Genomic DNA, 17399 nt, shown 5'->3' on the forward strand with positions numbered 1-17399 from the left:
TCAAGCGGCATAATTTCGATTCCCGAAATTTATCTCCCGCTTTGGAAGGCGGACGCGGCCGGAACGCCGAGCAATATCGATTCAGGCGGATATCCGCCGTTTAGGGAGCGTCGCACACGATCGCCTGCGCCGGGTAGCGGGGTGTTATACGGAAATACCCGGCGTGTTGAATTCGGCCTTGTTTCATTTCTATAAATGAAGCGAACGGGGTCCGCCGGTCCCTGGCAACGGAAGCATCCCATGCCCCCGCTGAAGGGAAACCAGAGCACCTCGCGCACCCTCAACCGGTTGCTTCTCCTCAACCACCTGCGTCGGCATGGCCCGACCGCCCGGTCCGACATCGCCGCCGCCATCGGTCTCAGCCCGGCTGCCATTTCTTATGTGTCGTCGGAACTTCTGGAGCAGCGGGTGATCGTCGAGGTGGAGGCCGCCGCCGGCGACGGCCGGCGGCGCATGACGCGGCTCGATCTCAACTATTCCGGACACCTGTCGCTGGGCGTCAAGCTGATGGAGCGAAATCTCAGGGCGACCATCACCGACCTCGGCACCAACGTCATCGATACCATCACCGCCGAGGTCGACGCCCGCGCGCCGGAGGCGGTGGCCGAGGCGACGGCGGCGGCGCTCGACCGCCTGCTGCAACGCTCGGGCGAGGACAGGGCGCGGCTGATCGGCATCGGCCTCGCCATGCCGGGCCAGCACGACGCCGAGCGCGGCGTCTGCCGGCGCTGCGACCGCTTCGGCTGGAAAGACGTGCCGATCGCCGAACTGATCAGCGAGCGGGCCGGCGTTCCGGCCTGGGTCGACAACGACGTCAACGCCTTCGCGCTGGCCGAGCACCTGTTCGGCGCCGGCCGGCAGGCGTCGTCGCTGGCCGTGCTGTCCTTCGGACGCGGCATCGGCGCGGCGATGATCGTCGACGGCCAGTTGCTGCGTGGCCGCTACGGCGGCGCCGGCGAGATCGGCCACGTCACCGTCGTCGAGGGTGGGCCGCGCTGCGAATGCGGCCGGCTCGGCTGCCTGGAAGCGGTCTCATCGCTGCCGGCCATTCTCAATGCCTACGGCATGCTCCGGCCGTCCGACCGGCCGATCGAACCGGCCGCCCTGGCGGCACTGGCGGCGGACGGCGATCCGGTGGCACGGGAAATCCTCGACACCGCCGGCCGGCGGCTCGGCGCGGTGGCCGGCACCTTCGCCACCCTGTTCGACCCCGAGACGATGGTGATCGGCGGCGAAGGCGTGATGTTCGGCCCGGCGCTGCTCGATCCGCTGGTCGCCACGCTGAAGGAGAAGAACTTTCAGCGCGACACCGAGGTGTTCGTCGAGTTCTGGAACGACGACGCCTGGGCGCGCGGCGCGGCGGCACTGGCCATCGACAGCTTCTTCTCGATCCCCTCGTGACGGCCGGGGAGGGCAGGGACCTTTCGGGGCCGGACGTTCGATCCTCTCCGAGGCTTCCCGGTGGGCAGATGCAACGGATTGCCCGGCACCTAGCCGTTTGAAAGCGTTAGGAGCTTTCCGCCAGCAAGCTCGCTCTGCCCGGCCGCCGGGCATCGAAGAAGCCGGAGTTTGTCGAATGGCAGGCACGGGAATGACCAGCCCGTTGATCGGCCCTCGGACTCGATTGTCTCCTGAACAAGGATCCGCCTATCTTCCGCAAGGCCAGCCGAACCGGCCTGATCGCTTCTCCACAGCTTATAATAGTATAGATATGTGCATATAAATATATCTGCATGTTGAGATGCAAGGGCACATGCGTGACAACTGGACGGTACCCATGAAGCGATTGCTGCGCCGGGATTTCTGAGCTGGCTGGAGTTCCCGAGGTGCGTGTCCCGCTCGAACCGCGTTCGACGAAGCCGATCGTCCGGTGCCGCATCAAGACCATATCCCAAGCCAATCTGCTTCCCAACCGCCGGCATCGCAGGACATGCCCGCGATGCCGTCAGCCGCGCATGTCAGGCGCGGGCGCGTTCTTCATTGCGCTTGCGGGTCGCGGCGGCTTTCTTGGCCGAAGCCGAACGCTCCTGAGGCGACCGCGAGGCCGCGGCCTTCTTGGCGGAGGCTGACCGCTCTTCCTTCGAGCGGGATGCCGACGCCGCGCCGCCGATGCGGCCGCCCTTCTCGGACGAGACGTGGGTGTCGGGCTGACCTCGACCGGAGCCGGACTTGTTGCCGCCGCCGCTCTCCTTGTTGACGGTCGCCCAGGCGCGGCGCTCGGCTTCCTTTTCGGAAACGCCGCGCGACTCATAGCTGTCCTCGATGTGCTCGGCTTTGCGCTTCTGCTTGTCGGTGTAGGCGGATTTGTCTCCACGTGGCATGGACGCTCTCCTTTTCGGCCATGGACCAAGAAAAGAACCGCCCTTTGCTGCGAAAGTTCCGCGCCGGCGCCCAAATCGCCGCCGCCGTGACCGGCGCTTTTCGTGCGCTTTTCCAGGCGCCGCACGTGCGGCTGTGCGGCCGCCGCACGAGCTTTGCCCTGCGCAAAACGCGTGAGACCAACTTCCTGATTTCCTTGGGAAACCGATGGCTCCGCGAGTAGGACTCGAACCTACGACCCGGTGATTAACAGTCACCTGCTCTACCAACTGAGCTATCGCGGAACAGCTTCGGTGGCGGTGCGTATAACAAAGCTGTCCGGGTTTGCAAAGCCCCCTCGGCGAGGAAAATGCGCTTGCCGCGCGAAAAGGCGGGAAGTGGATAGGAACGAGCGGCTAACGGCATGGCCTGGAAAGGCTTTTCCCTTTGCTGGGGCAGCATTTTCCCGCATTCCCGAACCATGCCTTTGAAAAGGGTCGGCTGCTTTCCTATCTGTTCGGAACCTGTTTTCCGCCGGCACGAAACGGCAACGAAAGGCGATCCATGGCTCATGTGAAGTTCCGGGGACGGACGGTGCCATTGCCGAGAAGCCGGCCTCTCCGCATGGGCCTGGGGTTCGCATTCGTCGCCATGGGACTTGTCGGCTTCCTGCCGGTGGTCGGCTTCTGGATGATACCGGTCGGTCTCGTCATCCTCTCGGTGGACTCGCCGCTGGCCCGCCGCCTGCGCCGCCGCGCCGAGGTCTGGGTGCTGCGCCGCTACAACCGGTGGCGGAGAAAGGGCACCGGTTCGGCATAGGCATCCGACCGGGAAAAGCATCCGCTGCTGCGGTCGATCCGATGCGTGAACCAAGAACGTCAGCGGCAGCCGACATCCGTCGGGGCGCTTGCCGCTGTGGCATTCGTGCCAATTGTCGGCAATTCGTTCACGTGATTGTTCCCCACTTTGATATTTCGTTTCTGGAGTGCCGCCTCCACTTATGGCAGGTTGATTGCAGGACAGGCGCGATGGTTCGCGGCGTCGTCGGAATACGACTGGTAGTCGACCTGATGGCGTCATATTTCGGTCGTTGTTGATCGCTATCGGTTTGTCCTGGAGAGCAACGCTCTTCTGCCCTTGGGAAAGGAGGTCAAAATGACAGACATTTCGCTCACGCGGATCGCGCGCACGAATGTATGCCGTTCGACGATCCGCCCCAATCATCTTGGCTCGAAACGCCAATGGCGAACGTGTCTTTGCTGAGCATCTGACACTTCTCACGAAAAACGTAATCGACAGGATGATGGTCTCGCCACCGGCGTCAGGCCAGGAGAAATTTATTATGTCCAAGCCAATTGTCATAGAAGTGGCCGGAAAGGCCGTGGCTGTTGCCGCGCCGGCCGGCGATCAGGTTCGCTTCGTCGCCGTCAAGTATGACGTGTGGGATCTCGACGGCCAGTTCTACGGTTCCGTCGCCGAAGCCGAGCGGGCGGCGGCCCGCCATCTCGCCGGCGAGGGCGCCTTTGCGGCTCCGGTGGAATTCGCGGCTGCCGGCTGACGCTCACCGCCCGGCGCGCCGCGCCGGGCGCCGATGGAAGGCGGCCGTTACCAGTCCAGCCGATAGGTGGCGGCAACCGACACGACGCGTCGGATGCCGGCCTCCGGCATCGCGCCGGGAAACGGTTCGATGGTGGCGGGAACGGCGGATCGGCTCTGGTCCATGATCCATCCTTTGGTCGAAGGCGAACGACTCGACGTAAGCTTGTCTCAGGTTGCAGGCGCTTGTCGCGTCGCGATTGGCTTTTGGACCGGCCAAATGCCGCCAAGTCCGCGCCGGTAAACGATATATTCGCGAGAACGCAACCGCAGGGCCGGCCGGCGATGCATTTTCGTCAAGTGGCCCCTTGTCTAGGCCGCTGACCTCCCTTATGAACCCTTCTCCGTGAGGCCACGTGGCGGAGTGGTGACGCAGCGGATTGCAAATCCGTGCACGGGGGTTCGATTCCCTCCGTGGCCTCCAGCAATCAAAAACGATATTGAAATCATTGGACTTTTCGTCCTTTTCTTTCTCACCGGCCTCCACCCGGCCGTCAGGTGAGAAAGGAATCGTTCCTCATTCGTCCAGGCGTATCTTGTGAATCGACCTGGCGACGAGTCTCCGCCTGTTGACTTTGCGCGTGTAGCCGTCTGCCTGTTCGGAGGTCTCCCATCCGAATATCGCCATCAACTCCTGTTCGGTGGCGCCATTTTCGGTGGCAATCGTGGCGCCAGCTTTGCGCAGTCCGTGAGCGGAGCAATGTGGCAGGCCGGCTTCGATGCAGCGATCCTTGAACCACTGGCCTAGGCCTTTGATCGAGAACGGCTTACCGTAGGCCGTCACCATGAAATGCAGGTGCCCGAACGTGTGAGCGTCGATCGCCTCCTGTAGGATGGGGAGCACCAAGATTTCGCGCGGCTTGACGATTCGCGTGCGGCCTTTGGTCTCTATGAAATAGAGCCAGCCGTCGCGGAGCATCTGAGGCCCCATCTGCGCCAGATCGGAAATGCGCACGCCGGTGTAGAGCATAATCGACATGGCAAGGTGAGCGCGGGTGCCAAGCGGGTGACGCGCAATGAACTGATACACCTCGTCCCGCGTCCAGGTGTGATGTCCTTCGGTGGCCGTGCGGAAAAACTTGACGTCACGCGCCGGATTGAAAGCCATGCCGCTGTCGGGGAGGCTGCACGCCCAGGCGAACAGTTGGCGAAGGGCCTTGAGGCGAGTGTTGGCGGCTTCGGGCGCCGTGCGTTTGCGGTCGCGCAGGATGGTGATCGCCTGAGCCGTCAGCCTGTTCAGTGGAAAATCGGCAAACAGGTCAGTCGAGCCCGGCTTGCGCGGCTCCAGCAGCATGGTTTCGATCACCCGGCGGCGGACCCTTCGGGTTTCCTCGGTGCAGCGCAGGAAGTCGGCGCATTCGCTGATATAGCGGGCGCAGAGCCAGCGGAATGTACCGGGCTGGATGATCCTCTGCTTGGCAACGCACGCGCCTGTGGACGTATCCTGAGCCAAAGCGGCGGCATAGGCGGCGTCGAATGCTTCCGTGCCGGGCAGCGCTCGGATGCGGATGCGCTTGTGCCCCTTGCCGCGCCAGAAATAGATGCGGGGGTTACCGTGCCGGTCGACGTCCTCGTGGACGTGGCGATAGCGTTTCACGATTTCCATGGTCACACGGCGAGATCGCCCCACCGATCCTCTGGGTTGTCGCCTCCGTCCCTATCAGGGAGCCGATCAAAGGCCGCGTCAAGGCGCCTGATGTCCCAGACGTAGCGGCCATCGATCTTCTTCGGGGTCGGCATGCGACGGTCGGAGACCAACTCATCGAACTTGGTAGGCGAGATGCCGATGTAGGCGGCGGCTTCGAGCCGCGACAGTCCGCGCGGCGGCAGCGACAACGGGAGGATCGACTTCGCGCGGACTTCCTGCATGGTCAGGTTTCCTTCATCGATCCGAACCGCGTCGCCTCGATCGCGCGGGCGATCTCGTCGGCCATGTTCGCGGCCACTTGGCAGAGGCAGTCCCCGCCCCGCGCTTCGAGCGAACATTCTTGCTGACCGGTTTCCGGGTCCATGCCACCGAGGCATTCGCAGTCGTCATAAGCGTGCGCGGCCTTTTTGCGGGCGATCGCCGCTGAGAGTTGAAACGTCTTGACTGCGACGGCGGGCAGTTGCCTCTCCATCTGCACTTTCATGATGCCGGCACACCGCAGGCGTTCAGCGAGGATCGCTTTGGCGATCGCCTCCAGCGCCATGCAGCGCGAGAGTTCACCGAGCAGGGTCTGCGCAACGGTCCTGGCGGTGTGCATGATGTCGTCGGGGATGTCAGGCACGTGGGTCTCCTGCTCCTGGTGCTTGGTGTTGCCGCCGGCGGCGCCGGCGGCAGGGCGAAGCATCAGTCGGTCTTGACGTCGCGCATGTGGGCGGCATAGGCGGCAGCACCCTCATCAGGGCTGCGGAAGTGCTTGCCGCGCATCCACTCGACCATGGCCCGGTAGCCAAGATGGCCGGCCGCCTCGTAGCGGTCGACGCCGTCCCACCAGGTGGCCTCGTCGGGCATCTCGTAAAGGACGGAGCCGCAATGCGGGCAGCACGGCAGGCCGATGTTGGTGTGGCCGACCTCGGAAATGGACCCGAACCAGCAGCAGCGAGCGCCGTAGACGAAACGCTTGTCCTTCATGGGCCGATCTCCTCGCCGGCGGCCTGCCTTTCGGCGATCATCTCCTCGACGTCGGCCATCCATGTTTCCAGCGAACGAGCCCACTCTTCGGCCTCGTTGACCGTGCCCTGGTCGACGCCGGCCCAAACGCTGGCGATATCGAACAGGGCGGCCTGGGCATCCGCGACACGGCTCTTGGTCCGCCGCAAGGCCCGCTTGACGGACCATTTGGTCATGGGCCGGTAACGGAAAAGACCAGCGTACATCATGGTTGCACCTCCAACTGGCGGCGCGCGGCCGTTAGCCAATTGTTCATGACGCCGGCGGCGCCATAGGTGCAGGTCGACGTGATACCGCCCAATGACAGTCGATCGACGTCCCATCTGCTACCGCCAGTCTTCGCACCCTCCTCCTTCGTCAGCTCTTTCAGCACCTCGTCGGCGCGGAAATGGAAAAGCGCGAGCGCATCGCTGCCTGTGTCTTTCGGTAGAGCTGCCAGCTTGCCCTCCACCACGCCGATGAGGCGTGCCAGCTCCTGCCAGTCTATCGTCTTGACCATGGGGTCCTCCTAGAACGGGATGTCGTCACCGCAGGACGAATCGAGATCGGCCGGCGGCCGGTAAGGCTTTTCGGAATTGCGCTGGTCGGCGTAGCTGTTGCCCGAGCCTTCCGGCTTCGACCTGGTCGTGCCGTAGTCGTCGGGATCGGGCGGCGGCCGGCGATCGGCGCCGTCGAGCAGCACGAGCTCACCATGGAAGCGCTTGAGCACCACTTCGGTGCTGTAGCGATCCTGTCCGGCCTGATCGGTCCACTTGCGGGTCTGCAACTGGCCCTCGACGTAGACCTTGGAGCCCTTCTTCAGGTACTGCTCGGCGATCTTGGCGATGTTCTCGTTGAAGATCACCACCGAGTGCCACTCGGTGCGCTCCTTGCGGTCGCCGTTGTCCTTGTCGCGCCAGGTCTCGGATGTGGCGATGCGAAGGTTGGCGATCGGATCGCCGGCCGCGTTCCTGCGGATCTCCGGATCGCGGCCGAGATGGCCGAGAAGGACCACCTTGTTGACACTACCGGCCATCGGTCGCCTCCCGCCGCGCCCTGGCGGCCTCGACGCACTCGGCGCCCTTGCCGGTCAGGATCAGCGCCCAATGGCCGCCGATCAGCTTGCGTTGCGCCCAGCCACGTTGGATGCAGCTCTCGACGGTGGGGCGCTCGAAAGCGCGCTCGCCCTTGCGTTTGGCCTGTCCGGTCCGATCGACCATCCAGACGTGGCCGGGCCGGCCGAGGCTTTCGAGCAGGCGGATCTGCGTCGGCGACGGACTTGCGGCGGCCGCCGCCAGTCCGTCGCCGGTAGCTCTATCGGGGCTTGCGAACATCGATCTCTCCGAAGCGATGACGGGCGATAGCCGCCCGCGAACGATGGATGTAGAGGGCCGTCGACAGGGCGACGGCTGTGACGACGAAGGCGGCCACCACGGCCGCTACGCCGAGCAGGGCAACCGATACCTGGGACAGGACGGTTGCCGTTTCGGGGGACATGAGGGCGACGTTCATGCGCCGTCGCCCAGCAGCGGCAGCTTGACCGCGAGCACGGCGCCCGTGCTGGAGACGCCGGCGCGAGCGCAGGCCACCGTGTAGGTGGCGCGAGCCTCGGTGTATTCGGTGCGGTGCACGAACGCCCGCGACGTGGGGTGCGCGTCCATATGGCGGTTACAGAGGCGTTCGGCCAATCGGAACAGCTCGATCCTGTCCGGATCGCGCAGGTCGGCGTCGAACGGGAAGCTTATCTCGATCTTGGTGACCATCAGTGCAGCCCTCCCGACAGATCGATGGATCGGGCCTCGTCGGTGACGTCCCGGCAGTCGAATCCGAGCGCGCTCGCCTTGATTTCGACGATCGACCTGAGGGCTTCCCCCCTCTCGCTGGTTTTGAAGCCGCGCATCAGGACGGCGAGGGCCGGCGAGGCCACCATTTTTTCAAGGATCATTGCCAGGCAATGCGGGCAGGTCGCTTCGGGCTCGCTGTCGATCAGGTCGACGATGACAGGCGCCAGGCGGTCGATAACCCGTACGGCGAGTTCGGGTAGCGGACCGGCCATGCCGGCAACGAGCGCACGGCTTTCGCCCAGAGCGTCGCGGCAGTTTTCGGCTTCGTCTCGCATGGTCAGCCCTCCACGAGGTTGAAGACGATGCGGCGGATGGTGACGCGCTTCTCCGGCGACGTCGCCTGCATGGTGCGAACAACGGATAGAGTGTCGGCGTCGACGACGCCGGCGAGTGAGTTGTCTTCCGCAGCGAGGCCCATCAACTCGGGGATCGAGCAGTTCAGAGCCTTGGAGACCTGCACCAGGCGCGACCAGGAAACCCTGTTCGCGCCTTTCTCGTACTTCTGGACCTGCTGGAAGGTGATGCCAAGCTGGTCGGCAAGCTTCTCCTGGGAAATGCCGAGGAGCATGCGGCGTTGCCGGATGGCGGCGCCGAGGGCGACGTCATCCGGATTAGGCGTCTTGATAAGTGCCATTGTGGGTTCCCTCTCGTTAAGAGCGAGAAGAGATTTTCCCACAAACGGATAAATGTCAAGCCTAGATGGTGGCGAGCGGTTTGTACGAACCGACAACGACGCCTACGATTGTGACGCCCCGGCCATCCAGCAAATGCTCGTTGGGAATGTCCACGCAAGTCGACGATGAAAGGAGCATCGGTAGCGGATTGGCCGAATACCTACGAAAGATCATGTAGGGTTCCGCGCGGTCCCAGTCTCGCACTTCAGCGAGCGCGATCTGGTCGTGCTCCGGTTTGCGGTTCATGTCGACGACCATGAAATCCCCCTTGCGGATGCCGAGCACATTCAGGGCATCCGAGGTGATCTTCCAGAGACCAAGGCCGTCTATTAGCTTGAAATGCTGTGTATTTTCTTCCGGAACGGGTATCGCCTCGTCCTTGCTGAAATACTCGACATCGCCGCCATAGATCGGGGCTTTGTCCTGGAACTGTCGCTCCAGGGCATAGACGGTCGGCAGCGACGGGACGGAGGGGTTTGCTTCGTCAAGCAGGCGATAGACCGTTGCTACGCCGATGTTGGTGGCTTTGGCGAGCTGGTTCAGCGTGAGCTTCTGGCGCGCCATGTGGTGGTTCATCCACAAGCGGAATTCGCGCAAATAGTCATCCTGAACGTCGGTCTTGCTCATAGCCTCGCTCCATTCCGTTGATGGGCGAGTGTTTTCCCGAATGAGCAATGGTCGATATTTCGTTTGTGGAGTTGACGCGATAGCGCAAATCCTCGATGTATCCGTTCATGGACAGTCCCTTTGACATGGACATGGTGCTTCGGCGCGGCAAGGCCCTCGGCCTTGCTCCCTATCGAATTGCGCAGGAGGCCGGTCTTGGGACGGGCACGATGAGCCGCTGGCTCAACGCTCAGGCCTGCCCGACCTGGCCGAAGTGGCAACGGCTCCTCGCCGCGCTCGAGCGGCTGGAACAACAGAGGGCGGCCGATCGGCCGCCCGTTACGAGCTTTCGCGGGAGTGAGCGCACCCGCGAGAGGCCGGCGGGCCACCCCGCTACCGCCGGAGTTCCCTCCCAAGCGCAGCCCGGCCGCGTCCGCGCGGCCGGGCACCTCGGGAGGGCATCATGACGCTGTTCGCCGAAGTCCGCGACATCGGCGACCTCGTGACCGATCCGGTCACCGGCTTTCGCGCACCGGAGGGCGGCAGCAACCGCGACTGGTGGCGGCGTTTCGATCAGATCCAGGACCTCAGGCGACGGGCGATCGATACCAACGCGCACCATATCACCGTGCTCATCGACACCATCGTGATCTACGCCAATGCCCACGGCGATGCTCCGCGTGACGGCTGGCGGGTGGCTTATGCTGCGATCCGCGAGGCGATCATCTGCGAGCGGGGGGCGACATGATCGGGAATTCCAAGGGCGTCTCCTGCGACCTTGTTGTTGAATTCCGGATATACGATGGCTTCCCTCCGGAAATCCGCGAGGTGCTGCGGCGGGCTCCGGACAAGTACAAGGTATCCGGCAAGATCGCCAAGATGGTCCGTGCCGACCCGGTCGCCGCGCGCCGCCAGCTCATCGACGGCATGTGCCTCGACGTGATGCGCCAGACCCGCAAGCTTTACGGTCCAGATCATCCGCAGGCCACCGAACCGTTTCCGGGGTGGCGACCGTCATGAGCTACGTCATTTCCATCGACGCGCTCAAGGAGCGGTTGCTCGATCGCGTCGAAAGCCTAGTGCTCCATCTTTTTCCCGAGGCCTCCGTCGAGGGGAACAACTTCCTGATCGACGGATGGGACGGCGGCGAGGGGCAGGCCCTCCGGATATGCTTCCAGGGCAACAAGGCAGGGTGGGTGAAGGATTTCCGGTCCGGCGAGGGCGGCGACCTGCTGACGCTGATCGCCAGGGCGCCGGCGACCAGGTGCGACGGCGAGATAGGCGAGGCGATCAAGTGGGCGATCGACTGGCTCGGCATCGACCGCATGAGCCGGGAAGACAGGCATGCGGCCGAGCGGCGGTCGCGGCAGGCCAGCCAGCAACGCAGCGCCGAGGCGGCGAAGAAGACCGCCGATCTGATCCGCGCATCTAAGCGGCGCTATCTGGAGGCCGAGCCGCTGTTCGGCTCGCCGGCCGAGCGCTATCTGGTCGGCCGAGGGTTGCCCGTGTGGCATCTCCGGACGCGCCAGGACGGCAAGGGTGCGCTCAACGCGCTGCGCTATCATCCGTCCCTTGCCTGTCCGGAGACCTTCCGGACCACGGGCCGGACGCGGCCGGCGCTGATCGGCCAGATCATCCGCTTCGGCTTCGGTCATCTCACCATCCATCGCATCTTCCTTGAACCGGACGGCGCCGGCGGCATGCGCAAGGCGACCGATCTTCGCAGCGCGAAGCAGGCATATTCCGAGTTTCGGGGCGGCATCGTGCCCGTCTGGCGCGGCGACAGCGGCAAGCCCATCGCCGAGGCGCCGGCCGGCGAGTGGATCGCCGGCGCCGAGGGGATCGAGGATGCCGTCGCCATGGCGATCGCGCTGCCTGAGATGAGGACATTCGCGGCCGTCAGCTTGTCCAACCTCGGCAGCATCGTGCTGCCGCCGCAGATCGGCGGCATCTACTGGCACCGCCACCGGGGCGATCCGCCGGAGGCCGTCGAGGCCTTCGAGCGGGCGGCCGATCGGCTCGGCCGCCGGGGCATCAAGCTCCGCGAGGTCTGGGCGCCCGGCATCTTCAAGGACTTCACGGCCTATGCCGAGGCGGAATACCGCGCCGAATGCGCCGCCGCTCGCGAGGCGATGAAAGGGGATGTGGCATGACCACGCCGCCGCCGCTACCCGGCATCCGCGACGCATTTTCCTCAGCCGACTTCCTCGCCAGTTCCGAAGGTGCCGACCAGGCGCCGCCAGCGGAAGCGGACGCAGCAGCGCCGGCGCCAACCGAGCAGCCAGCGGCCGATCGTGCCGAACCGGACAGCAAGGACAAGCGCGTCCGCGACGAATATTACCGCAACCTCGCTCGATCGAAGGGCGAGGACTTCGCGCGCAAGATCAGCCGGGCCGAAGGCATCTCGCACGACGAGATGACCGACATCCTGTTTCCGAAGACCAAAGGCAAAGCCAAGCGGCGGGGCAAGACAGCTGAAGGCGAGCCCGACCTGCCTCCGTCGCCGGCGCCGGCCGACGACGCCTCGGAAGACGACGGTTGGAAGCGCCGGAAAGACCCGATCAAGCCGTTGCCGGAGGCCTGCCCGATCGTGCCGGTCGGCCAGCTCGGCGCGGTCTACTACTACCTGAAACCCTCCGGCGAAATCCTGTCCTTGAAGGCGGCCGAGCACAACGCCAACGGTCTTCGTGCTCTCGCCGAAGACCGAATCGACTTCTTTTGGCAGGTGTTCCCGAAGTTCAACGAGACGACGCGCCAGCAAACCGGGTGGAAGGTCGACCAGGCGAGCGAAAGCCTGATGACGGCCGCCGCCGCGCGCGGCAAGTTCGTCGAGACACGCCGGGTGCGTGGCCTCGGTGCTTGGCTCGACGATGACGGCGGCCTGGTGCTGCATGTCGGCGACGCTGTTTGGCTCGCGGGTGAGTGGAAGAAGCCGGGCCTCTACGGCGACAAGGTCTATTCGGCTCAGCAACCCGTGGTCCGGCCGGCCGACGCCATCGCGCCGGCTGCGGAGTGCACCGAACCGGTGCTTGCGCTCCTCGACACGTGGAATTGGGCCAACGAGGCAGACGAGACCGGAACACTGATCGACCACGACGGTAGCGGTCACCGGCTCGGCTCTCTGCTGGTGCTCGGCTTGTGGGCGGCCGGTTTCATGGGCGGCGCCTTGAAGTGGCGACCGCACGGGTGGATCACCGGCGACAGCGGCGACGGCAAGTCGACGCTGCTGGAGCTGCTGGAGCACCTGTACGGCCCCGAAACCCTCGTCACGTCGACCGATCCGACCGCCGCCGGCATCTGGTCCGAACTCGGTTTCTCGACGCGGCCGATCCTGCTCGACGAGAGCGAGCCGGACCCGAACTCGGACAGGGTTCAGAAGCTGGTGAAGCTGGCCCGCGTTGCAGCCAAGGGCGGCCTCGTGCTCCGAGGATCCTCGGACCATACCGCGACGGCCTTCCTGGCGCAGTCGGTGTTCTTCTTCGGGTCGATCATCATCCCGCCGCTGCTCGGCCAGGACGTCAACCGCTTCGTGGTGCTGGAGCTTCAGCCGCTCGGCGATCGGCCGGCGCTGGTGATGGACGTCAAGCAGCTCCGATTGTGGGGCTCCATGCTCAAGGCCCGCATCGTTGGCCAGTGGACCCGGTGGCCCGAGACGCTTGCCGTGTATCGCCAGGCGCTCGCCGCCGGCGGCCACACGGCGCGCGGACAGGACGTCTACGGCACGGTGTTCGCCCTCCTCGATCTCATGCGCGGCGACGAGATTTGCCCATCCGACATGCGCTCGATGCTCGCCGACGCCCTGCACGTGACCAAGGGCGGCGAGGCACCGGCCGAGGTGAGCAACGCGCAGGCCATGCTCAACCACATCCTGTCCGTTCCGCTCGACGTGTTCCGGGGCGGCACACGAATGACCATCGAAGAACTGGTGATCGCGGCGGTGGGCGGTACCTGGGACGAGCGGCAGGCGCCGTGCACGGCGGATCAGGCTCGCGACGCCCTCCGCGCCCATGGCGTCTACGTCACCGGCAGGCCGGACAAGGCGCAACCCCAGAAGTGGCATAGCGCCGACGAACCACCGACCACGGTCGCCCTGCCGAACCAGTCCGAGGGCTTGAGGCGCATCTTCGACGGCACCACCTGGTACGGCCTGCCGGGCACGATCGGCGGCTGGGCGCAGGCCATGAAGCGTCTGGGAGCCCGGCCGGTGAACTCCCGCGCCCTCGGCGGTCGCGGCTGGTCGATACCGGCGCGAACGTTGCTCCAGATCGACAGATGAGGCGAAGACCATGACGCCAAGACGGAAACGGCGGATATGCGGGCCTCCTGCCTCGCCCCTGAACCCGTTTGGTCACAGCGGAAAGCGCGCGGTCTATTCGGCACGGTTTGGTGCTGATCGGGCAGGAATAAACGCGAAGGTGGCGGCGCCGGGAGGCGGGTTCGGGCAACCCATTAATTTCCTTGATGAATTCGGTATCCTGCAACGGTCGCGACGGCCTGCAACGGTTTCTGCAACACTAAAAACTGCGGGGCGTATTTTTAGGTATCTGATCTATAAGAGGAATTCGGAAACCTGCAACGCTGCAACGCCTGCAACGGCTCGCGCGCACATATGGAAACTTCCTTACTGCGCGCTGCGCATAACGGCGCGGAGGATGCTATACGCGCGCGTGGGGCGTTGCGAGTGTTGCAATGTTGCAAGAATAGAATATAGATATATATATCAATCACTTAAAAAATTAAGTTTGCAACATTCACTCGCCGGTTGCTGTTGCGGCTGTTGCGAGACGATTAAATATCCCGAGAAATCAAGCTCTTGCCTGTTCGGTGGCCGTCATGGCTGACCAGAACAGCGGCAAGAGGGGTCTCCAGAGGGAGATTGCGCGGGGTCTCGCCGAGGAAGTCGCCGAGGTGAAGGCGGCGGCCGAGGGCGAACAGCTTGGTCTCTTCGCACCGCCGATCCCGGATGGCGCGGTCCGCGACCAGATTGTGGCCGAGGCCGAGGCGCGGGAGCGCAAGGCCGGTCGGCCGAAGGGCGCGACCAATCTCGCGACGCGCCAGCTTCGCGAGTTCATCTTCAGCCGGGGCAAGAACCCGGTGATCTGGAAGATTTCCTGGCTCACCATGACGGTCGAACAGCTTGCGACCTATCTCGGGTGCTCCAAGCTGGAGGCCTTCGACCGGCAGCGCATGCTCGCCGACACCCTTCAGGGGCTTGTGCTGCCGAACCTCGCGGCGACCGACGAGGCCGGCAACGCCGTGCCGACCATCAACATGGTGTTCGGCGGCGGCGCGTCGCTTGGCGTCTCTCCTGATCGGCCGCCGTGGGAATACCTCGACGCCAAGGAGGTCGGCGTAACGGTGTCGGCTCCCGAGCCGGGCACGGGGTCCGTCTCACTTGGGTATACGCCAACGGAACGGGATGAAGAAACAGCGAACCCCGTCTCAAATGGGTTGGAGAACGGCAAATGAGACATCTCGCCGCCGTGGCATACTCTATTGAGACAGTGAGGCGGCCGGCGCGTCACGCTGGCGCCACGCGGCCCGAAATGGCGGAACCCGCCCCCCCGGTGGCCGGCCACCCCACCCACCCGAAAAAAGAAACAAAAATGTTTCGTCACCCCTCGGCAAGGATTGTCCGGCCTTCCGCCAACCGCCGTTCCCGATCGCGAACCGGGTTTGGCCATGCAGCGGGACCGGGGTTCCAGGGCGCCGGGGTTCGGGGAGGCGAGGCATGAGCGCCATCGACCAGACCGATTTCGGGTCGCTGGGCGATGTGCTGAAAGCCCAGGTGCCGGATATCTTCTCGTCGGCCGGGCCGGTGTCGGATGCCTACATCATGGCGACCGAAGACGTGATCGGCATCGTCGGCCCCATGGGATCGGCGAAAACCACCGGCAGCGTCAAGAAGGCGATTCTGGAAGCAACCCGCATCCGCCCGACCACGAAGGACGAGAGTGGTCGGCCGCTGCGGCGCTATGTGCTCGGCGTCTGGCGCCAGAAATACGACAACCTTTGGGACGCGACCATCCCGAGCTGGTGGAAGCTGCTGCCGCAAAGCCTCGGAAGCTGGAAAGGCGCCAAGCCCCGCGCTGCCGAACACACGATCCGATTTGAAGATCGCTGGGGGCCGATCGAACTGGTTGGCCGCTTCCGCGCGTTTGGCGACGAAGCTAACCCTGACGATCTCAAGGGCCTCGAATACACCGACGTGTGGCTCAACGAGATGGACACGCTGCCGGAAGACCTGTTCACGATGCTGGTTGGCCGCGTCGGCCGAGACCCGGCGCGCGAGCTGATCGGCCGTGGCGGCCGCATCTTCGGCGATATGAACGCGCCGAGCGTGACCGATTGGGTCTACCGGGACTTTTTCGAGGACTTGAAGCCCGGATACCGGCTCTACAAGCAGCCGTCCGGCTTTGCGCCGAACGCCGAGAACCTCAGGGCGATGGGCGCCGGCTACTGGCTCCAGCAGGCAAAGCTCAACGCGCATCGGCCGTGGTGGATACGAAAATTCATCATGAGCCTGCCAGGCTTTACGCGCGGAATTTCGGTCGTCTATCCCGAGTTCAACGACGATCTTCATCTGTCGCCGGTCACCTTGGGGCATTTCAAGGAACTGCCGATCATTGTCGGCGTCGATGGCGGCCTGACGCCGGCAGCAGTTTTCATGCAGGAGCGACCGGACGGGCAGGTGGCAGTGCTCGCCGAGATTGCTTGCACCCATGCCTCGGAAACCTCGCTCGCCCGGCAGATGCTGGCGCTGATGGAGCGGCGGTTTCCGGGCTGTGAGTTCGTCGTTCGCTGCGATCCGGCGATGTGCGCCGGCGACGACACCGAAGACGGCTCGCCGCGATCGCGCCTCGAAGCCGCGTTGGGTATTCCCGTCCGCGCAGCCAGCACCAACGAGCCTGACACGCGATGGGAGGCGGTGCGCGAGCCGTTGACGCGCATGCTCGATAACGGCCGGCCCGGCTTCCTGCTCGATCCTTCGTGCAAGGGACTGCGCCGTGGCTTCAACCAGACCTACCAGTACCGCAAGCTGGCCGGTTCCGATGATGTGTCATCGGTGGGCAAGACCTTCGACAGCCACATTCACGACGGCCTGCAATACGGCTGCCTCCTGTTGGGATCAGCGGAGGCGCGGCGCCGGCGATCGGAGATCGCAGCCGAGAAGAAGCGTCGTCGCTCCCAGGCGCGCGGGCAGGGCGAGCGTTACAACCCCCTCCGGAGGTCGTGATGATCGTTCGTTACGCCGATGACGATGATATTTTCGAGGTGATCCACGCCTTGCGCGCCCGCGACCTGGTCGAGGTCGATGCGGTGCGCTTCGAGGGTAGCTCGACCTCGATCGCCGAAGCGATGATCGCCAGCCGGGCGAGCCGCGTCGCCGATCTCTGCCTTGCGACATCGGAAGGATACGCCGTGGCACTGATCGGGGGTGGCCTGACCTCGCCGCGCGTTGGCAGCGTCTACATGGTGGCGACCGATCGGTGGCCGGAGATCGCTCTCGCGGCCACCAGGTGGGCCAAGCGGGACGGCATCGGGCGGGTACTGCCGGCGATCGTCAATCGCGCGGAATGTCGATGCTGGGAGGGACACACCGTCGCTCGAAGATGGCTGGAACGCCTAGGCTTCCGGCCCGAAGGGCGGCATCCGCTGGTCGGCAAGCATGGCGAAACATTCGTGACCTACGCCTGGCTGAACCCCGAACCGGCTTTTGCCGCACCATCGCACGAAGGAGATTGA

The 17399-nt window shown here is 64.5% G+C and carries 25 protein-coding genes and 2 tRNA genes; 12 read left to right on the forward strand and 15 right to left on the reverse strand.

From position 1 onward, the window contains the following. Positions 1-240: 240 nt before the first annotated feature. The gene (locus H512_RS0108675; RefSeq protein ID WP_026783121.1) at positions 241-1401 is read left to right on the forward strand and encodes an ROK family protein; all 1161 of its coding nucleotides are present in this window, start codon (positions 241-243) and stop codon (positions 1399-1401) included. Between the two features lie 557 nt (positions 1402-1958). Here H512_RS0108675 and H512_RS0108680 read toward each other — a convergent pair. Then, positions 1959-2321 (reverse strand): hypothetical protein, encoded by a 363-nt coding sequence (locus H512_RS0108680; RefSeq protein ID WP_026783122.1) that lies wholly within the window; start codon positions 2319-2321, stop codon positions 1959-1961. Between H512_RS0108680 and H512_RS26310 the strand changes: the two genes are divergently transcribed. Then, complete coding sequence (locus tag H512_RS26310; protein ID WP_156899428.1) at positions 2315-2542, forward strand: hypothetical protein; 228 nt, start codon at positions 2315-2317, stop codon at positions 2540-2542. The two genes, H512_RS0108680 and H512_RS26310, sit on opposite strands and share 7 nt — an antisense overlap. Here H512_RS26310 and H512_RS0108690 read toward each other — a convergent pair. After that, positions 2528-2603, reverse strand: a tRNA-Asn gene (locus H512_RS0108690). The two genes, H512_RS26310 and H512_RS0108690, sit on opposite strands and share 15 nt — an antisense overlap. 319 nt (positions 2604-2922) lie before the next feature. Here H512_RS0108690 and H512_RS23210 point away from each other — a divergent pair. The 3 genes from H512_RS23210 to H512_RS0108710 all read left to right on the forward strand — a co-directional run bounded on the left by H512_RS23210 (position 2923) and on the right by H512_RS0108710 (position 4318). Next, positions 2923-3117 carry a PGPGW domain-containing protein gene (locus H512_RS23210; RefSeq protein ID WP_245585376.1) on the forward strand — a complete coding sequence of 65 codons (195 nt, stop codon included), beginning with the start codon at positions 2923-2925 and terminating at the stop codon, positions 3115-3117. Positions 3118-3640: 523 nt separating this feature from the next. Next, positions 3641-3856: a hypothetical protein gene (locus H512_RS0108700; RefSeq protein WP_026783123.1), complete on the forward strand. Its 216-nt coding sequence runs from the start codon at positions 3641-3643 to the stop codon at positions 3854-3856. Positions 3857-4244: 388 nt separating this feature from the next. Further along, positions 4245-4318, forward strand: a tRNA-Cys gene (locus H512_RS0108710). Positions 4319-4411: 93 nt separating this feature from the next. Here H512_RS0108710 and H512_RS0108715 read toward each other — a convergent pair. The 13 genes from H512_RS0108715 to H512_RS0108775 all read right to left on the reverse strand — a co-directional run bounded on the left by H512_RS0108715 (position 4412) and on the right by H512_RS0108775 (position 9674). Further along, positions 4412-5500: a tyrosine-type recombinase/integrase gene (locus tag H512_RS0108715; RefSeq protein ID WP_026783124.1), complete on the reverse strand. Its 1089-nt coding sequence runs from the start codon at positions 5498-5500 to the stop codon at positions 4412-4414. A 2-nt stretch (positions 5501-5502) separates the two neighbouring features. After that, positions 5503-5763: a transcriptional regulator gene (locus tag H512_RS0108720; protein ID WP_036790778.1), complete on the reverse strand. Its 261-nt coding sequence runs from the start codon at positions 5761-5763 to the stop codon at positions 5503-5505. 2 nt (positions 5764-5765) lie between these two features. Further along, positions 5766-6227 carry a hypothetical protein gene (locus H512_RS0108725; RefSeq protein ID WP_026783126.1) on the reverse strand — a complete coding sequence of 154 codons (462 nt, stop codon included), beginning with the start codon at positions 6225-6227 and terminating at the stop codon, positions 5766-5768. Then, the gene (locus H512_RS0108730) at positions 6227-6511 is read right to left on the reverse strand and encodes a hypothetical protein (protein WP_026783127.1); all 285 of its coding nucleotides are present in this window, start codon (positions 6509-6511) and stop codon (positions 6227-6229) included. The genes H512_RS0108725 and H512_RS0108730 overlap by 1 nt, the downstream gene beginning before the upstream one ends. Continuing rightward, on the reverse strand, positions 6508-6726 hold the full coding sequence (locus H512_RS0108735) for a hypothetical protein (protein ID WP_156899429.1): 219 nt from the start codon (positions 6724-6726) through the stop codon (positions 6508-6510). Before H512_RS0108735 ends, H512_RS0108730 begins: the two co-directional genes overlap by 4 nt. Before the next feature lie 29 nt (positions 6727-6755). Next, entirely contained in the window at positions 6756-7049 is a 294-nt protein-coding gene (locus H512_RS0108740; RefSeq protein WP_026783129.1) for a hypothetical protein, read from the reverse strand. Positions 7050-7058: 9 nt separating this feature from the next. Beyond that, positions 7059-7565, reverse strand: coding sequence for a single-stranded DNA-binding protein (gene ssb / locus H512_RS0108745; protein WP_026783130.1), 507 nt, complete (start codon positions 7563-7565; stop codon positions 7059-7061). Continuing rightward, the gene (locus tag H512_RS0108750; RefSeq protein ID WP_026783131.1) at positions 7555-7863 is read right to left on the reverse strand and encodes a hypothetical protein; all 309 of its coding nucleotides are present in this window, start codon (positions 7861-7863) and stop codon (positions 7555-7557) included. The genes ssb and H512_RS0108750 overlap by 11 nt, the downstream gene beginning before the upstream one ends. After that, positions 7844-8041 (reverse strand): hypothetical protein, encoded by a 198-nt coding sequence (locus H512_RS0108755; protein ID WP_026783132.1) that lies wholly within the window; start codon positions 8039-8041, stop codon positions 7844-7846. Before H512_RS0108755 ends, H512_RS0108750 begins: the two co-directional genes overlap by 20 nt. Then, positions 8038-8292, reverse strand: coding sequence for a hypothetical protein (locus tag H512_RS0108760; RefSeq protein WP_026783133.1), 255 nt, complete (start codon positions 8290-8292; stop codon positions 8038-8040). Before H512_RS0108760 ends, H512_RS0108755 begins: the two co-directional genes overlap by 4 nt. Then, on the reverse strand, positions 8292-8648 hold the full coding sequence (locus H512_RS0108765) for a hypothetical protein (RefSeq protein ID WP_026783134.1): 357 nt from the start codon (positions 8646-8648) through the stop codon (positions 8292-8294). The genes H512_RS0108760 and H512_RS0108765 overlap by 1 nt, the downstream gene beginning before the upstream one ends. A gap of 2 nt (positions 8649-8650) precedes the next feature. Further along, positions 8651-9007, reverse strand: a complete 357-nt coding sequence (locus H512_RS23215; protein ID WP_053239696.1) for a helix-turn-helix domain-containing protein — start codon at positions 9005-9007, stop codon at positions 8651-8653. 61 nt (positions 9008-9068) lie between these two features. Continuing rightward, a complete protein-coding gene (locus H512_RS0108775; RefSeq protein ID WP_026783135.1) occupies positions 9069-9674 on the reverse strand; it encodes a helix-turn-helix domain-containing protein in 606 nt (201 codons plus the stop codon). 442 nt (positions 9675-10116) lie between these two features. Between H512_RS0108775 and H512_RS0108785 the strand changes: the two genes are divergently transcribed. The 7 genes from H512_RS0108785 (at position 10117) to H512_RS0108815 (ending at position 17399) form a co-directional block, all read left to right on the forward strand. Further along, a complete protein-coding gene (locus H512_RS0108785; RefSeq protein ID WP_026783137.1) occupies positions 10117-10401 on the forward strand; it encodes a hypothetical protein in 285 nt (94 codons plus the stop codon). Further along, complete coding sequence (locus H512_RS0108790; protein ID WP_026783138.1) at positions 10398-10673, forward strand: hypothetical protein; 276 nt, start codon at positions 10398-10400, stop codon at positions 10671-10673. Before H512_RS0108785 ends, H512_RS0108790 begins: the two co-directional genes overlap by 4 nt. After that, positions 10670-11806: a DUF7146 domain-containing protein gene (locus tag H512_RS23220; protein WP_053239697.1), complete on the forward strand. Its 1137-nt coding sequence runs from the start codon at positions 10670-10672 to the stop codon at positions 11804-11806. Before H512_RS0108790 ends, H512_RS23220 begins: the two co-directional genes overlap by 4 nt. Then, positions 11803-13929 (forward strand): hypothetical protein, encoded by a 2127-nt coding sequence (locus H512_RS0108800; RefSeq protein ID WP_026783139.1) that lies wholly within the window; start codon positions 11803-11805, stop codon positions 13927-13929. The genes H512_RS23220 and H512_RS0108800 overlap by 4 nt, the downstream gene beginning before the upstream one ends. A gap of 557 nt (positions 13930-14486) precedes the next feature. After that, a complete protein-coding gene (locus H512_RS0108805) occupies positions 14487-15122 on the forward strand; it encodes a hypothetical protein (RefSeq protein ID WP_026783140.1) in 636 nt (211 codons plus the stop codon). 262 nt (positions 15123-15384) lie between these two features. Then, positions 15385-16890 (forward strand): hypothetical protein, encoded by a 1506-nt coding sequence (locus tag H512_RS0108810; RefSeq protein WP_026783141.1) that lies wholly within the window; start codon positions 15385-15387, stop codon positions 16888-16890. Continuing rightward, positions 16890-17399 carry a GNAT family N-acetyltransferase gene (locus tag H512_RS0108815; RefSeq protein WP_026783142.1) on the forward strand — a complete coding sequence of 170 codons (510 nt, stop codon included), beginning with the start codon at positions 16890-16892 and terminating at the stop codon, positions 17397-17399. The genes H512_RS0108810 and H512_RS0108815 overlap by 1 nt, the downstream gene beginning before the upstream one ends.

Source organism: Pleomorphomonas koreensis DSM 23070 (assembly GCF_000425185.1).
Taxonomy (GTDB): Bacteria; Pseudomonadota; Alphaproteobacteria; order Rhizobiales; family Pleomorphomonadaceae; genus Pleomorphomonas; species Pleomorphomonas koreensis.

Coding starts and splice junctions, on each gene's coding strand:
- H512_RS0108675 (WP_026783121.1), top strand. CDS start 241: ATGCCCCCGCTGAAGGGAAACCAGAGCACCTCGCGCACCCTCAACCGG.
- H512_RS0108680 (WP_026783122.1), bottom strand. CDS start 2,321: ATGCCACGTGGAGACAAATCCGCCTACACCGACAAGCAGAAGCGCAAA.
- H512_RS23210 (WP_245585376.1), top strand. CDS start 2,923: ATGGGCCTGGGGTTCGCATTCGTCGCCATGGGACTTGTCGGCTTCCTG.
- H512_RS0108700 (WP_026783123.1), top strand. CDS start 3,641: ATGTCCAAGCCAATTGTCATAGAAGTGGCCGGAAAGGCCGTGGCTGTT.
- H512_RS0108715 (WP_026783124.1), bottom strand. CDS start 5,500: ATGGAAATCGTGAAACGCTATCGCCACGTCCACGAGGACGTCGACCGG.
- H512_RS0108720 (WP_036790778.1), bottom strand. CDS start 5,763: ATGCAGGAAGTCCGCGCGAAGTCGATCCTCCCGTTGTCGCTGCCGCCG.
- H512_RS0108725 (WP_026783126.1), bottom strand. CDS start 6,227: ATGCTTCGCCCTGCCGCCGGCGCCGCCGGCGGCAACACCAAGCACCAG.
- H512_RS0108730 (WP_026783127.1), bottom strand. CDS start 6,511: ATGAAGGACAAGCGTTTCGTCTACGGCGCTCGCTGCTGCTGGTTCGGG.
- H512_RS0108735 (WP_156899429.1), bottom strand. CDS start 6,726: ATGACCAAATGGTCCGTCAAGCGGGCCTTGCGGCGGACCAAGAGCCGT.
- H512_RS0108740 (WP_026783129.1), bottom strand. CDS start 7,049: ATGGTCAAGACGATAGACTGGCAGGAGCTGGCACGCCTCATCGGCGTG.
- ssb (WP_026783130.1), bottom strand. CDS start 7,565: ATGGCCGGTAGTGTCAACAAGGTGGTCCTTCTCGGCCATCTCGGCCGC.
- H512_RS0108750 (WP_026783131.1), bottom strand. CDS start 7,863: ATGTTCGCAAGCCCCGATAGAGCTACCGGCGACGGACTGGCGGCGGCC.
- H512_RS0108755 (WP_026783132.1), bottom strand. CDS start 8,041: ATGAACGTCGCCCTCATGTCCCCCGAAACGGCAACCGTCCTGTCCCAG.
- H512_RS0108760 (WP_026783133.1), bottom strand. CDS start 8,292: ATGGTCACCAAGATCGAGATAAGCTTCCCGTTCGACGCCGACCTGCGC.
- H512_RS0108765 (WP_026783134.1), bottom strand. CDS start 8,648: ATGCGAGACGAAGCCGAAAACTGCCGCGACGCTCTGGGCGAAAGCCGT.
- H512_RS23215 (WP_053239696.1), bottom strand. CDS start 9,007: ATGGCACTTATCAAGACGCCTAATCCGGATGACGTCGCCCTCGGCGCC.
- H512_RS0108775 (WP_026783135.1), bottom strand. CDS start 9,674: ATGAGCAAGACCGACGTTCAGGATGACTATTTGCGCGAATTCCGCTTG.
- H512_RS0108785 (WP_026783137.1), top strand. CDS start 10,117: ATGACGCTGTTCGCCGAAGTCCGCGACATCGGCGACCTCGTGACCGAT.
- H512_RS0108790 (WP_026783138.1), top strand. CDS start 10,398: ATGATCGGGAATTCCAAGGGCGTCTCCTGCGACCTTGTTGTTGAATTC.
- H512_RS23220 (WP_053239697.1), top strand. CDS start 10,670: ATGAGCTACGTCATTTCCATCGACGCGCTCAAGGAGCGGTTGCTCGAT.
- H512_RS0108800 (WP_026783139.1), top strand. CDS start 11,803: ATGACCACGCCGCCGCCGCTACCCGGCATCCGCGACGCATTTTCCTCA.
- H512_RS0108805 (WP_026783140.1), top strand. CDS start 14,487: ATGGCTGACCAGAACAGCGGCAAGAGGGGTCTCCAGAGGGAGATTGCG.
- H512_RS0108810 (WP_026783141.1), top strand. CDS start 15,385: ATGAGCGCCATCGACCAGACCGATTTCGGGTCGCTGGGCGATGTGCTG.
- H512_RS0108815 (WP_026783142.1), top strand. CDS start 16,890: ATGATCGTTCGTTACGCCGATGACGATGATATTTTCGAGGTGATCCAC.